This window comes from Pseudarthrobacter sp. NPDC092419 (genome assembly GCF_044755045.1).
In the GTDB taxonomy this organism is placed as follows: Bacteria; Actinomycetota; Actinomycetes; order Actinomycetales; family Micrococcaceae; genus Arthrobacter.
Genome location: NZ_JBIVQF010000005.1, coordinates 103,029 through 116,825 on the forward strand (window position 1 = coordinate 103,029; position 13,797 = coordinate 116,825).

The window sequence follows — 13,797 nt, forward strand, 5'->3', positions numbered from 1 at the left end:
GGCACACATGGCGGGTCAGGCAGGCAACTTCGCATCATGAAGTATCCGTGCATGCGGCTCATCCGGCTCATGTAGGCTTTCCGTAAAAATCTGCTGGCTACGGGGCGTGCGGCCGCTGCTTGAGTCACAGGGGGGGCTTTGAACGCGAAAACGGATGCTTCCGGACTTCTTTCCGGAAAGATGACAGATGCCGAGGGCGGATTAGAGAATCTTTTGGTGCTGCCGTTAGTGGCCACGATGCCTTTTGGGGCGGGCAGCATTGGCAGGCTTTACAGCACCACGAAGCTCTCCTCATGGTGAACCAGCAAGAATCAGGCATGCGGGTTTTGCAGGAACCGGATCCTTGGCGGAGACGTTACGTAAGGCGACTTCAAATCGTCGATGCGAGCCTTGTCGCATGGGCCGTGGCCGGTGCGTACGGGGTTCGTTTCGTACTGGCCGATTTACCGGAAGGACCGGCGCAGGAAGGGCCATATATAGCCCTCTCGGTTGCGCTTGCAGCCGTCTGGTGGGCGATGCTTGGACTCTGGGGCGCTCGCGACGCTACGATTCTTGGTGCCGGATCAGAAGAATACAAGCGGGTTTTCGCGACGTCTGCCTGGCTGTTCGGATTCCTGGCCATCTTTTCCTACGCCCTCCGCATCGATACGGCCCGGGGTTTCGTCGGCTTGGCTTTTCCGGCGGGGGCTGTGGGTCTGCTCCTAGGGCGATGGCTTGTGCGACAGCATCTTACGGTCGAAAGAAAAAAGGGGACCAGCAGCTCCCGGGTCCTCATCGTTGGAAGTCCACCGGCGACCGACCACTTGATCCGGTCTTTGAGGAGCGTCCCCGCCGCGGGGTATCTGCCAGTAGCGGCGCATCTGCCCGGCGCCAGCTCCTCGTCGGCCGTACTCAAGGAACAGGGTGTGCCCGTTACCGGCGTGCAACCGGACGTGCCTTCCATCCTGGAGGTCATAGACTCCCAAAAAATCGACGCGGTGGCTGTGTCTGCTGGAGTACAAATGACCCCGCAAGACCTCCGGCAGTTAGGGTGGGAACTCGCTGCACGGGACATCGGAATGATCCTGGCGCCTGCTCTCACCGATGTTGCCGGGCCCAGGATTCACACCCAGCCTGTTGCGGGACTGCCCCTCATCCACGTTTCGACGCCGAAGCTCACCGGCGGAAAACGCGTGGCCAAGCGCACCTTCGACATCGCATGCGCGATCTTGCTTTGCATCTGGCTCGCACCGTTGATGCTGGTGCTGGCAGTCCTCGTACGGATGAGCAGCCCAGGCCCCGTTCTTTACAAGCAGGAACGCGTGGGCCTTCACGGCACGACGTTCAAGATGCTCAAGTTCCGGTCAATGAGGGAGGGCGCGGACGCAGAGCTCCTTGCACTCCTACAGGCGCAGGGTTCGACGGAAACCCCTCTCTTTAAGGTGGCGAATGATCCTCGCGTGACTCCCATCGGGCGGTTTCTGCGGAAATACTCCCTCGACGAGCTCCCTCAGCTTTTCAATGTTATCGGCGGGAGCATGAGCCTCGTTGGCCCCCGTCCCCAGCGAGAGGGAGAAGTAGCCCTGTACGATGACGCAGCACATCGGCGGCTGTACGTGAGCCCCGGCATGAGTGGTCTTTGGCAGGTCAGCGGCCGCTCCAACCTCAGCTGGGAGGAGAGTATCAGGCTTGACCTGTACTACGTCGAGAACTGGTCACTCATGGGCGACATCGTGATTCTGTTTAAGACCTTCACGGCTGTTTTGCGAACCACGGGTGCTTTCTAGCTTCCCGGTTAACCGGACTTTCACTACCCTTCTGCATAGATTAAAGGCAAATACTCCATGTACGAATCCCAAGAAATGCGCGACGAAGGAACGGCCTTGAAACCGTCCGGCCGAAGGCGCAAGCGCCCTGCCCGTCTTATCGCAGTGGTAACAGGCAGCCTTCTGCTGGTCGGCCTGATTCTGGCGGCGGGCGCCTCCTTGGCTGGAAAAGCGTCCACGATTCGAATGGAACTCGAGACGTCTAAACAGTTGCTGACGCAGCTCAAGGCGGAAATTGCTGGAGATGACCCTGAAGCGGCGATAGAGACGGTCAACCGCCTGAAACAGCACACTGCATCTGCGCGCGAGCAGTCCGCCGGACCGCTTTGGGCAGCGGCCGGAATAGTCCCATGGCTGGGTCCCAATTTTCAGGCTGCCGGCGAGATCACGGCCTCTGTAGACGACGTGGTGCGGCTGGGCGCAGCGCCGTTGGTGACCGAGTTCCATTCACTTGATTGGAACCTGGTCGCGCCCAAGAGCACCGGCGTAGACCTTGCCCCCTTGCAAGCCGCGGAGCCTAAAATCGCATCTGCAGCCCACGCCGTCCGGGCATCAGCACAGAGAATCAACAGCATCGACAGCAGCGACCTGGTTCCCCAGCTCTCAGGGCCCCTGGTGGAACTGCGGGACCAACTGATCTCCACGAGCAGGAGTCTGGACGCTGCAGCCAGCGCCGCGGCCCTCCTGCCCCGAATGATGGGTTCTGACGAGCCCAGAGAATATCTTCTGCTGATCCAGAACAACGCAGAATCCAGGGCAACGGGTGGGATACCCGGAGCCCTTGCAGTACTCACTATCGATAATGGCAAGATCGGGCTAAAGGCACAGTCCAGCGCCTCCGAATTGGGTCTGCTCGCTCCGCCTCTCCCTGTCCCAACGGAGCAGAAAGCCATTTATTCAGGCCGAATGGGACGATTCATCCAAGATGTCAACCTCACCCCTGATTTTCCCACTACCGCGAGCCTCGCCCAAGCGATGTGGGAGAAGAAGACCAGCCAGAGAGTCGATGGGGTGGTGTCGATTGACCCAGTGTCTTTAAGCTACATCCTCGGTGCCACGGGTCCGGTCCAAGTGTCCAGTCCGGCCGGCCCCGAAGCTGGGTTACCCGTTAAGCTCACCTCACAAAACGTCGTTGCAACGCTTCTTTCCGATGTATACGGCGCCATTGAAGAACCCGTTAGTCAGGACGCATATTTCGCAAGTGTTGCCGCCGACATATTCGGCGCCCTCTCCATGGGAAAAGCTGACCCAAAGAAGCTTCTGGAGGCCATCGCCCAAGGTGCCCAGGAAGGACGGATCCTTGTGTGGTCCCGGGATACAAAGGAGCAATCGTTACTCGCCCCCCATCCACTCAGCGGCTCCATCGACGGGCCGGGGATATCACCAGCTCAATTCGGGGTCTACTTCAACGACGGAACGGGGGCAAAAATGGACTACTATGTCACACGGACAGCCCAAGTAGTCAAAAAATGTACTCGGGACGGTTATCAGCAGGTTACCGTCCGTATCATCAGTACCAACAACGCCCCTGGAGACGCCGCCCATTCCTTGCCCCCTTACGTCACGGGCGGTGGGACATACGGCGTTCCCGCGGGGTCGGTCCAAACCAACCTCGTAGCCTACGGGCCTGTCCAGGCCAATGTGGAAGTGGCCAAAGTCGATGGACAAAGGACTAATTTCGCGCCGTACCTTCACAGCAACCGTCCCGTGGGTATGCTCTCCATCCGCCTTTCCCCCGGCGAAAGCAAAACAGTCGAGTTTACTTTCGGCGATATTGTGCAGCACACGGAACCGAACTTGGTTGTCACACCGACAGTGCAGCCAGTCAAGGAAGTTATTCTCCCAGCCATCTCCGAGCCGTGCGGCTAAAGGCTCCGCAGCCGGTTAACAATATGTAAACCGAGTGGATTGACATTGCTCACACTACAGTGTGGTGATAGCCTCTGGTTGGGATACACATCCGTGGTTCTGCACAGGTCTCGTGCGGAGGGGGAACTCCCCAACATCGGGTTCAAAAAATTCACAAAGTCTCCGGGGGGACACATGAAAAAAACGCTCGCGGCAATCGCACTTGCGGGATCCATCACCTTCATCGGTTCGCCTGCAATGGCCGGCGAATATCCGCCGCTTCCGCCTGCCGCCACTGTCAGTGACGCAACGGTCGTAGTTGGCGAGGAGTTCATCTTCACCGCGCAGGGCTTTCTGCCAGGGGAAACCGTGACTATCTCCATCGCGCTTACCACTACCGGGGCAGCGAACACCGGCGGCACTGCGCTGTCCGGCAAGATCCCTGTCTACCAAGCACCGCAGACGCTCGGTGCGACCGCGGATGCAGAGGGCAAGATCGCTGTTCCGCTTACTATCCATGAACCCGGCACCTATAGCATCACGGCTACGGGCAACACCTCCGGCGTCGTTGTAGGTCCCGTTTATGTCACTGTAGTAGCAGCATTGGCCAGCACCGGTGGAGGCGCAGACTTGGCAAACACTGGTGCAGACTCTGGCTTGATTCTCTGGGGCCTGGTCGGCGCTGGCGCATTGGCCGCAGGTGCAACCTCCGTGGTCGTTGTCCGCCGCCGTGCCAAGGCAGAGGTCGCCTAGTCATAGGCTCACCGCGACGTCATGAAGGGCTGGCAGTTCTTTCGAACTGCCAGCCCTTCATATTTCAAGCGTGTGGTATCACTAAACATCATGGGGAGACATCGGCGAAAGCACTCCCCGAATTGGATTTCGCCTTACCCTTCCCCCGGCCACAGCTCCTGCGCTGCGCACTGTTGGCACTTCTTGCAGCCATGGCCTTAGCGGTGGCCATTTTCGCCCTCCTGCGGACCTCCTGAGGCAATCTTGACCTTCCTCTCCAACCAGCGCGCCTGGCGAATTGTTCTTTTCGCGCTGCTCGGCCTGCTGGCATTCGTCGCCTACTGGCCGCAACCCGTGGACCAGCCCGTCCAGGGCGCTTTGACGGCCGTCTTCAAATTTCTCCACCGCCACGGAATACCCCACTGGGTAGATTACGAATTGCTGGAAGCATCGGCCAATATCGCGTTGTTCATCCCCATCGGATTTGCCAGCTGTCTAGCTTTTCCCAAAAAATCCTTCTGGTTGATCGGCGCCTTCGGGCTGGGGATCTCCGCCTGCCTGGAACTGGGACAATTACTGTGTCTTCACAATCGCTTCCCCAGTCCGCTGGACCTTGTCACAAACACCAGCGGAGCTGTCATCGGAGCGGCGCTGGCCGCCGTCGTGCTTAGGAGCCGGGTCCCGTCACCTTGCGGCGACGGGACCCGGAAACTCGAACGGCGGCTTAGCCGTTGATGAAGCCCTTCATCCAGGTCTTCAGCTCTTCACCGAACTCCACACGCTCGGAGGCCAGCGTGATAACGGCCTTCAGGTAGCTGAGCTTGTCGCCCGTATCGAAGCGGCGGCCCTTGAACACCACGCCGTACACTCCGGAACCTTCACCCTCGGCCGCGGCAAGGGTCTGCAGGGCGTCGGTCAGCTGAATTTCATTGCCGCGTCCCGGCTCGGTGTTTTCCAGCACGCCGAAGACGGACGGGTGCAGCACGTACCGGCCAATCAGGGCCAGGTTGGAGGGTGCCTCTGCCGGCGATGGCTTCTCCACAAGGCTGTTGACGCGGACGTAGTCCTCGCCCTCCACTGCAGTGACGTCCGCGCAGCCGTAGGCGCTGATCTGGGACGGGTCAACCTCGATCAGTGCGATCACCGATCCGCCGGTCTTCTGCTGCACCTCCATCATGGTGGTCAGCAGGTCCTCGGCCTCATCGATCAGGTCGTCACCCAGCAGGACGGCGAACGGCTCGTCGCCCACGTGCTGGCTGGCACACAGCACCGCGTGGCCCAGCCCCTTCGCTTCGCCCTGGCGGACGTAGTGGATGGGGCCCAGCTCCGAAGCGTACTGGATCGACTCCAGGCGGTCCTTGTCGCCTTTGAGCTCAAGCACGCGTTCCAGGCCCGGCTCACGGTCAAAGTGGTCCTCCAGGGAGCGCTTGTTGCGTCCCGTAATCATCAGCAGGTCCTTCAGGCCCGAGTTCACAGCCTCCTCCACCACATACTGGATTGCGGGGCGGTCCACCACTGGCAGCATCTCCTTTGGCATTGCCTTGGTGGCTGGCAGGAAACGGGTCCCTAATCCGGCAGCAGGAATGACGGCTTTGGTGATTTTTTTCCCGGTTGTCATAGGTGAACCCTACAAATGGCGGCTGCACAATGCCAATTCGGGGTTGCGCGGCAGCACCAACACATCTAGGGTTGCCGTCCCGCAAACACCTACCGCATCCATGAGCTCCCGCCCGGCCGCGAAGTTTGCACTGTTGATGGCGTCCTCGACCTGCTGTGCCAGCCATGCCAGCCGTTCGGCGCCGACCATCACCGACGCCACCCGAAGGCTGATCACGGCGTCCACCGCAGCCGGAAAATCATTGCGCACCAGGGCAGCCGCAAGCCGGGACCGGCGCGCCTCCCAGAGGGCAACATAATCCGCCGCAAAGCGGCATGCGATGTCCGGGCTCTCCAACTTATCCGCAAGATCCGCCAGGACCAGGGGATCCACGAGCGGAATGCCGCTGCCTGGCGCCCCATCCACGGCGTCGCCACTTCCGATATTCATGTTTCCCCCAAAAACGGTGCTGCATCTCTTGGCGGCAGGCCTTTCGCCTGCGGCTTTGCTTTAGTTGTTCTTTTTCTGTCCCAAAATCGCTTTAAGCCGTGCTTCGGCGTCGTCATCCGGGCGGGCTGCCGCCAGGTTCGCCTCGGTGATGGCCCGCACCACTTCCTCACGCTGGATGGTGATACCGCGGGGCGCTTCGATCCCGATCCGCACCACGTCTCCCCGGGACTCAAGAACGGTAATGACAATGTCGTCACCAATGAGAATTTTTTCATCGACTTTGCGTGTTAGTACCAGCACAGCGCCACTCTATCCCAACGCAAAATCGCGCTGATTGCTATATACAAAAGGGCCACGGTCATAGCCTTGGAGCGGGCGAGGGCCTGCCGTCCAGCCAGCCCACCGGTACTTCCAGCCGGTTCACCGATTCCGGCGTGCTTGTCCCATGGCTGTGCTCCACGGCCAGACCGGTCACCTCTACGGCCGCTTTGACGGCCCCCACCCACGACGCGGTGTCCGCCTCCTTCATCCGCGCGTCCACCGCCACCCATACCTGGTCCGCAGCGAGCGAGGCCAGCCCGGCAAAGTCCATGCCTCCCCCGCGCGCGGAACCGATCCCCCAAGCGACGAACACCGGGTAGCCGCCTTCGACGCCCGCAGCGCGTGCTGCCACCGCACCGGCCCGATTGCCCAGCGGAAGATACCCCTGCGCCGCGTGACTGCCGCCCGTGTACACGCCTCGGGTATAGACGTCGGCCGTTCCCACGCCGCCTGCCGCAGCAGCATCCTGCGCCATGTCCTGGCACACCTTCAGGGCGTCCGTCTGGAGGCCCACCACCACGGTGAGGTCCCCCGGATACCTGCCTGGCCGCGGGGCCCGGTATGCCCGGCGTCCCCGGACACCGGGCGCCGCCCCGTCCCCGGGTTGGGCTTCCAGCTTGGCCATGGCACCGGTGGATCGTGCGAGGTCCTTGACGAGCTCATCAAAGCCGCCGGACATGGTGGAAACCGCCGGAGCGGTGGCCTTCGCTGCGGCGGCCGCGGGACCGGAGCCGGCTTCGACCTGGTCGGCCTCCGCAAGCAGTGCGGCAATGCCGGCCCGCGGCCGGACCGCGGCGCTGCGCTGCTGTTGCAGTTCGGGCACGCGGACCGTCACCTCATAATGGCGCCTGGCCAGATATCCCTTGATGCCGCCTACGGTGACGGCCTCGGCGCTGACAATCCGGGCATCCGGACCGTACCGGCTCCGCACCCGTTCGCGCAGTTCCTCCATGGAACTGCCGCTGAGCTGGATTTCCATCGGTACGTCTAGAGTGCCGGCGCGAAAGCCGGAAGACGGCGCCCTGCATGGACGATGCCGCCCAGGGCGTGGGCGCCCAGCGACTCCAGGTAGGCGGTCCGTCGGCTGGCAGACAGGCGGGACTGCAGCTGCGGCGCGGCGGCCGGGGCCTCGCCCGTGTAGTGGGTGGCCAGGCCGTCCTGCAGAAGCCGGATCGCCTCGGCACGCTGCTGCGAGACGGCGGAGTGGGTCAGGCCCAGTTCCTCCGCCAACTCCTTGACCGTCCGGTCCTCGAAGTACACCTGTTCCACGATAAAGCGCATCTTCTCCGGCAGGGCCTCCACGGCCGTGCGCAGGAAGCCCTGTCGCTCCGAAAGGAGGACTTCGCTCTCCGGCGAGGCGCCGCCGTCGGCCACCAGGAACTCGGCGATGGTGCCGTCGATGGTGGACACCGTCCGTGCAGAGTCCGCCAGGGCGGCATCCGCGGTGGCCTGGTCCACGCCCAGGGCGGCGGCGATCTCAGTGGACGACGGCGCCCGGCCAAGTTCCGCGGTCAGGGTCTCCTGGACGGCCAGGGTCTCCCGGATCCGGCGCCGGGCAGAGCGGGGAGCCCAGTCGCTGGAGCGCATGTCGTCAGCGAAGGAGCCGATGATCCGGCGCCGGGCGTAGGCGCCAAAAGGGACTCCTCGGGACGGGTCATAGGAATCGGCGGCCGTGATGAGGGCGATGGTGCCCACTGATGCCAGGTCCTCACGAGAAATATGTGTGGCCTTGGCGCAAATATCCGAAACCAGATATCCCACCAGTGGAAGGTTTTCGAGCACCAGTCTGTCGCGTTCGTTCCGATCCATTTTTCCCCATTTTGACAAGAAACTTTTTGAGCCAACCAGTGTGTCAAGTTGTGTGACGCGCGGCTCCGGGAATAAAGCTACCAGCGAGTTGCCGGTGTTATTCCCGCTCAGCCGCAGGTTATCCATTGTTTTTACGCAGGATCCGTCCAGCCGCCGAATTATCGCGTTCCAAGGCCATCAAAAGCGCCTCACGCGGAGATCGGTTCGGCCATCCGGACGACGCCCACGGTCTCGATTCCGGTCTTCGCGGCGGTGGCCTCCTGGTAGGAAAGGACCACCAGCCCGCCGGACTGGGCAGACACCAGCCGGTGGACTGCAGGCCGGAGCGCCGGGGCGCACACCAGCACCGGCGCCTGCCCGGCCGCCTCCGCCCGCGCCACTGTGTCACGCACGGCCCCCAGCAGCGCCTCGAGCCGTCCCGGCGACATTATGATCTGCGTGCCGTGCTCCGAAGGGCGCATGCCCTCCAGCAGGCTTTGCTCCAGCAGCGGCTCGATGGTGAGCACCGCAAGGGAACCATTGCTGACATGTTTGGCTGCCACCACTGGGCCCAGGCCCTGCCGGGCTGCCTCGATCAGGCCCTCGGGGTCGGTGGAGACCTTGGCGCGCAGGGTCAGTGCCTCATAGATCCTGGGCAGGTCGTTGATGGGCACCTGCTCGGCCAGCAGACCCTGCAGCACCCGCTGTATCTCTGCCAGCGTCAGCAGCCCCGGAACCAGCTCCTCCACGGCGGACGGGCTCTGCTCCTTCACGCCCTCGTTGAGCACCCGCACGTCCTCGCGGCTCAGCAGCCGCGGCGCGTTCTCGGTGATGATCGCTGATAGGTGCGTCACCAGTACCGACACCCGGTCGATGACCGTGGCACCGGCCATCTCGGCCGCATGGCGCATTTCCGAAGGGACCCACTTGCCGGAGAGCCCGAACACGGGCTCTTCCGTTATGGTGCCGGGCAGCGCCTGCAGCCCCTCTCCCAGCGCCAGGACGCGGCCCGACGGGGCCTGGCCCCGCCCGGCCTCGACCCCGGCGATCCGGATCACGTAGGTGGACGCCGGCAGCTCCACGCTGTCGCGCGTCCTTACCGGGGGGATGACGATGCCAAGTTCCATGGCGATCTTATGCCGCAGCGAACGCACCCGGGCCAGGAGGTCGTCAGAGGCTCCCGAGACGATGTCTACCAGGTCCGGGGCCAGCTGGATTTCCAGTGCGTGTACGCGCATCTGTTCCATGATCTCTGCAGTGGGATCCGGCTTCGCCGCGGCCTGGCTTTCTGTTGCGGCTTCGAGGTCCGCCGCTGCCTGTGTGTCCGCGGCGGCCTTGACCCGTTGGGAGGCGAACAGCAGGAATGCGCCCACCAGGATGAACGGCAGCTTCGGCATGCCCGGAATCAAGGCCATGACGATCGCTGCCAATCCCGTAATCATCAGGGCGTTCCGGGACTGGGCAAGCTGCGAGGAAGCAGTGGAACCCATGTCCGATTCCGCGTTGGAGCGGGTAACGATCATGCCGGTGGCGACGGCCATCAACAGCGCCGGGATCTGGCTGACCAGCCCGTCTCCGATGGTCAGCAGGCTGTACGTGTCCAGCGCCTCCATGATTTCCATGCCGCGCTGGGCCATGCCAATGGCCACCCCGCCCAACAGGTTCACGATGATGATGATGATGCCGACGATCGCGTCACCCTTGACGAATTTTGATGCGCCGTCCATCGCGCCGTAGAAGTCGGCCTCCGCCGAAACCTCCGAGCGCCGCTCGCGCGCTTGATCATCCGTGATCAGGCCGGCGTTCAGGTCCGCGTCGATGGCCATCTGCTTGCCGGGCATGGCATCCAGGGTGAACCTTGCACCCACTTCGGCCACACGTTCGGCGCCCTTGGTAACCACCACGAACTGGATGACCACCAGGATCAGGAACACCACGATGCCGATGATCATGTTCCCGCCCACAGTCACCTGGCCGAAGGCATCAATGACGGCGCCGGCGTGCGCCTCGCCCAGGACCAGCCTGGTGGAGGCCACATTGAGGCCCAGCCGGAACAGCGTGGCCACCAGCAGCAGCGACGGGAACACGGAGAAGTCCATGGGCTTCTTGACGAACATCGTGTTCAGCAGGACCACCAGGGCGAACAGGATGTTCATCACGATCAGGAAGTCCAGCAGGGCTGCCGGGACGGGCACCACCAGGATCAGGATGATGCCTACGACGCCGACCGGTACCGCCAGTCGGCCAAGGTTGCGGTTCATCGTGCGCGCCTTCCGGTTGCGGGAGTGGGTGTGATGGGGGTGTGGTGGGTGTTCAGGGCGTGGGTGCCGGCGGCGGAGCCGCGGGCCTTGAGCTGCATGACGAACGCCAGCACCGCGGCCACCGCGCTGTACAGCTCGGCCGGGATTTCCTGGCCGATCTCACAGGACGCGTGCAGCGAGCGGGCCAGGGGCACGTCGCGGACCAGCGGCACGCCTTTGGCCTCCGCCTCTTCACGGATCCGCAGCGCGATGTGTCCGGAGCCCTTGGCGGTGACCCGCGGGGCCGACTTTCCGGCCTCATAGCGCAGCGCCACGGCGATGTGGGTGGGGTTGACCATGACGACGTCGGATTCGCCCACCGCGGCGATCATCCGGTTCCGGCTCATCGAAAGCTGCCGGGACCGGCGCTGGGACTTGACCAGCGGGTCGCCGTCGGAATTCTTGTGCTCGTCCTTGACCTCCTTCTTGGTCATCCTGGTGCGCTTCCGGTTCCGGCGCTGGACCACCAGGACGTCCGCAATGGCCAGCACAATGCCTGCGGCGACGGCGTACTGGATGAGGGCGCCGATGCCGCCGCCGGCCGAGGCCAGCAGTGATGCCACCGACAGGCCGCCGGCCGTCATGAGCACCGGCACCAGGCCCTGGATCACCAGGTACAGCACCAGGCCCACCACCGCCGTTTTCAGCAGGGCTTTGACGCCTTGCCAGAGCGCCTGGGTACCGAACGTCTGTTTCATCCCGGCGACCAGGTTGAACTGCTCGAACTTGCCGCGGAACTTACGGAAGTTGATGCCGCCCTGGCCTGCCGCTCCGAGGAACACGGCCACGAGGACCACCCCGAGCATCGGAAGGAGGCTGGCACCCATGGACCCGAGCCCATCACCCAACATGCGCAGCGCCTCTCCGGGGTCCGGGCTGCGGACCGCTGCAGAGACGTTGAAGAGCTGGTCGTTGGCTGCCTGCGCGGCCCGGTCCAGGGTGGAGGGCATCATCACAGCCGCGGCACCGATCCCCAGCCACGCCGTGAGGTCCTGGGATTTGGACAACTGGCCCTTGGACCGGACCTCCTTCATGCGCTTCTCGGTGGCCTGCTCTGTGCGCTCGCCGGAGTCCTGGGACATCTACCTCACCCCCATCAGCGTGTTGACGGCGTCGCCGCTGATCGCAGCCACCACCCTTGGCAGCGCCACGAAAATCACGGCCGAGAAAATCAGGGTCAGCAGGATCTTCAACGGGAAGCCCAGTGCGAAGGCGTTCAGGGCCGGCGCCACGCGGGTGAGCAGTCCAAGGCCCACATCCGCCAGGAACAGCACAACCAGCAGCGGCCCGGCAATCTGGACTGCGGCCAGGAACATGCCGGTGGTGCCGGTGACCATCAGCTCACCGGCACGGGCGAGGTCCACCGTGCCGGCGATGGGCAGGGCCGTAAAACTGCGGGCGAGGCCGCCCAGGATGAGCTGGTAGCCGTCGCTCACGAACAGGAGTGCCAGGGCGGTCATCTGGAACAGCCGGGTGAACTGGGCTCCATTGACCATGGACTGTGGGTCAAAGGCCTGGGCGAGCTGGAAGCCGCCGAAGAGGTCGATCAGGTTGCCGGCGGACTGCAGTGCGGAGAACACCAGCATGACCAGGAAACCCAGCACGCCGCCGGTGAGGATCTCCATGGTCAGGGCGCCCACGAATCCAGCGGTGTCCAGCGGTTCGTAGCCGGGCACTGTCTGCGGCGAGACGGCCAAGGCCAGCCCGATGCCCAGCATGGCCTTGACCCGCAGTGGAAAGGCGTTGTAGGAGAAAGGCGGGGCGATGGCCAGGAAGGTCACCATCCGCACGGATGCCAGCATGACGGCTTCCAGCCATGCCTGGTTAAGCGGGATTTCCACTACTAGCCGTTCCCCAGCAGCGAAGGGATTTTCTCGAACAGCATCTGGGTGAACGTCACGGCTTCGGAGATCATCCAGTGCCCGGACACCATCAGGACCACCGCGACGGCGATCGCCTTGGGCACGAAGGACAGCGTGACTTCCTGGATCTGCGTGATGGACTGCAGCAGCGAGATGCCGAAGCCCACGGCGAGCGCCGTGATCAGCACCGGGGCGGACAGCTTCGCCGCCAGCCAGAGGGCCTGCAGGCCGATGTCCATGACTGCGCTGGTGTTCATCAGGTCCCCGCGTAACTGCCCACGAGGGCCTTGATGATCAGGCCCCAGCCGTCCACCAGGATGAACAGCAGGATCTTGAACGGCAGCGAAATCATCACCGGCGGAAGCATCATCATGCCCATGGACATCAGCGCCGATGCCACCACCAGGTCAATCACCAGGAAGGGAACAAAAATGACGAAGCCGATGATGAAGGCTGCGCGGAGCTCGGACACCATGAAGGAGGGGATCAGCGTCAGCAGGGGCACCGCTTCCGGGCTGGCCGGGTTCTCCATGTTGGCTGCCCGCGTCATCAGGGCGATGTCCTCCTCCCGCGTGTGGGCGAGCATGAACGCCTGCAGCGGCTTCACCCCGGTCTCGTAGGCGGTGTCAAACGTCATTCCGCCGTTAAGGTAGGGCTGGAGGGCGGTCTCGTTGATCTGGGTCAGGACCGGTCCCATGATGAACAGGGACAGGAACAGGGCAAGTCCGGCCAGCACCTGGTTGGGCGGAATGGAGGGCAGTCCCAGGGCGTTGCGGGCCATGGCCAGGACTACGAAGATCTTGGTGAAGGAGGACATCATCAGCAGCAGCGAGGGCGCCACCGCAAGGAGGGTGATGCCCAGCAGCGTGACGATGGCGCCCGCAGGTGCCCCGTCAGGGCCGTTGATCTCGACGGAGAAACCGCCATTGGCGTCCTCCGGAGCGTCCGGATCCGAGGGCGGGGTGGGGTCCACCGGCGGCAGCGGTGCGGCGTGGCCGGTGGCGGAGGCCAGGAGCATCAGGGCCGCCGCCGCGAAAACGGCAGCAAGAAGGTGCAGCACCCCGATCCGGGGGCGCAGGGATGAAGCGGGCACG

General features: G+C 63.4%; 14 protein-coding genes. 4 read left to right on the forward strand and 10 right to left on the reverse strand.

Features of this window, described 5'->3' with window-relative positions; translation table 11 throughout:
* The first annotated feature begins 293 nt into the window (after positions 1 to 293).
* The 4 genes from ACIQC0_RS09930 to ACIQC0_RS09945 all read left to right on the forward strand — a co-directional run bounded on the left by ACIQC0_RS09930 (position 294) and on the right by ACIQC0_RS09945 (position 5,120).
* On the forward strand, positions 294 to 1,766 hold the full coding sequence (locus ACIQC0_RS09930; RefSeq protein WP_400534665.1) for a sugar transferase: 1,473 nt from the start codon (positions 294 to 296) through the stop codon (positions 1,764 to 1,766).
* Between the two features lie 57 nt (positions 1,767 to 1,823).
* On the forward strand, positions 1,824 to 3,674 hold the full coding sequence (locus ACIQC0_RS09935) for a DUF4012 domain-containing protein (protein ID WP_400534667.1): 1,851 nt from the start codon (positions 1,824 to 1,826) through the stop codon (positions 3,672 to 3,674).
* A 174-nt stretch (positions 3,675 to 3,848) separates the two neighbouring features.
* Positions 3,849 to 4,406 carry an LPXTG cell wall anchor domain-containing protein gene (locus ACIQC0_RS09940; protein WP_377214502.1) on the forward strand — a complete coding sequence of 186 codons (558 nt, stop codon included), beginning with the start codon at positions 3,849 to 3,851 and terminating at the stop codon, positions 4,404 to 4,406.
* 243 nt (positions 4,407 to 4,649) lie between these two features.
* On the forward strand, positions 4,650 to 5,120 hold the full coding sequence (locus tag ACIQC0_RS09945; protein WP_400534669.1) for a VanZ family protein: 471 nt from the start codon (positions 4,650 to 4,652) through the stop codon (positions 5,118 to 5,120).
* On the opposite strand, the gene galU is transcribed toward ACIQC0_RS09945, so the two are convergent.
* The 10 genes from galU to fliP form a co-directional block, all read right to left on the reverse strand.
* The gene (gene galU, locus ACIQC0_RS09950) at positions 5,110 to 6,003 is read right to left on the reverse strand and encodes a UTP--glucose-1-phosphate uridylyltransferase GalU (protein WP_377214500.1); all 894 of its coding nucleotides are present in this window, start codon (positions 6,001 to 6,003) and stop codon (positions 5,110 to 5,112) included. The two genes, ACIQC0_RS09945 and galU, sit on opposite strands and share 11 nt — an antisense overlap.
* Positions 6,004 to 6,012: 9 nt before the next feature.
* On the reverse strand, positions 6,013 to 6,432 hold the full coding sequence (locus tag ACIQC0_RS09955) for an Hpt domain-containing protein (protein WP_400534671.1): 420 nt from the start codon (positions 6,430 to 6,432) through the stop codon (positions 6,013 to 6,015).
* A 60-nt stretch (positions 6,433 to 6,492) separates the two neighbouring features.
* The gene (gene csrA, locus ACIQC0_RS09960; RefSeq protein WP_377214498.1) at positions 6,493 to 6,732 is read right to left on the reverse strand and encodes a carbon storage regulator CsrA; all 240 of its coding nucleotides are present in this window, start codon (positions 6,730 to 6,732) and stop codon (positions 6,493 to 6,495) included.
* A 58-nt stretch (positions 6,733 to 6,790) separates the two neighbouring features.
* Complete coding sequence (locus ACIQC0_RS09965) at positions 6,791 to 7,732, reverse strand: hypothetical protein (protein WP_400534672.1); 942 nt, start codon at positions 7,730 to 7,732, stop codon at positions 6,791 to 6,793.
* A gap of 8 nt (positions 7,733 to 7,740) precedes the next feature.
* Positions 7,741 to 8,562: a sigma-70 family RNA polymerase sigma factor gene (locus ACIQC0_RS09970; RefSeq protein ID WP_400534674.1), complete on the reverse strand. Its 822-nt coding sequence runs from the start codon at positions 8,560 to 8,562 to the stop codon at positions 7,741 to 7,743.
* Positions 8,563 to 8,750: 188 nt separating this feature from the next.
* Positions 8,751 to 10,802 (reverse strand): flagellar biosynthesis protein FlhA, encoded by a 2,052-nt coding sequence (locus tag ACIQC0_RS09975; protein ID WP_400534676.1) that lies wholly within the window; start codon positions 10,800 to 10,802, stop codon positions 8,751 to 8,753.
* Positions 10,799 to 11,923, reverse strand: a complete 1,125-nt coding sequence (locus ACIQC0_RS09980; RefSeq protein ID WP_377214494.1) for a flagellar biosynthesis protein FlhB — start codon at positions 11,921 to 11,923, stop codon at positions 10,799 to 10,801. The genes ACIQC0_RS09975 and ACIQC0_RS09980 overlap by 4 nt, the downstream gene beginning before the upstream one ends.
* Positions 11,924 to 12,682 (reverse strand): flagellar biosynthetic protein FliR, encoded by a 759-nt coding sequence (locus tag ACIQC0_RS09985; RefSeq protein ID WP_377214493.1) that lies wholly within the window; start codon positions 12,680 to 12,682, stop codon positions 11,924 to 11,926.
* A 2-nt stretch (positions 12,683 to 12,684) separates the two neighbouring features.
* Positions 12,685 to 12,960, reverse strand: coding sequence for a flagellar biosynthesis protein FliQ (gene fliQ / locus ACIQC0_RS09990; RefSeq protein ID WP_377214492.1), 276 nt, complete (start codon positions 12,958 to 12,960; stop codon positions 12,685 to 12,687).
* On the reverse strand, positions 12,960 to 13,721 hold the full coding sequence (fliP, locus tag ACIQC0_RS09995; RefSeq protein ID WP_377214919.1) for a flagellar type III secretion system pore protein FliP: 762 nt from the start codon (positions 13,719 to 13,721) through the stop codon (positions 12,960 to 12,962). Before fliP ends, fliQ begins: the two co-directional genes overlap by 1 nt.
* Between the last annotated feature and the right edge of the window lie 76 nt (positions 13,722 to 13,797).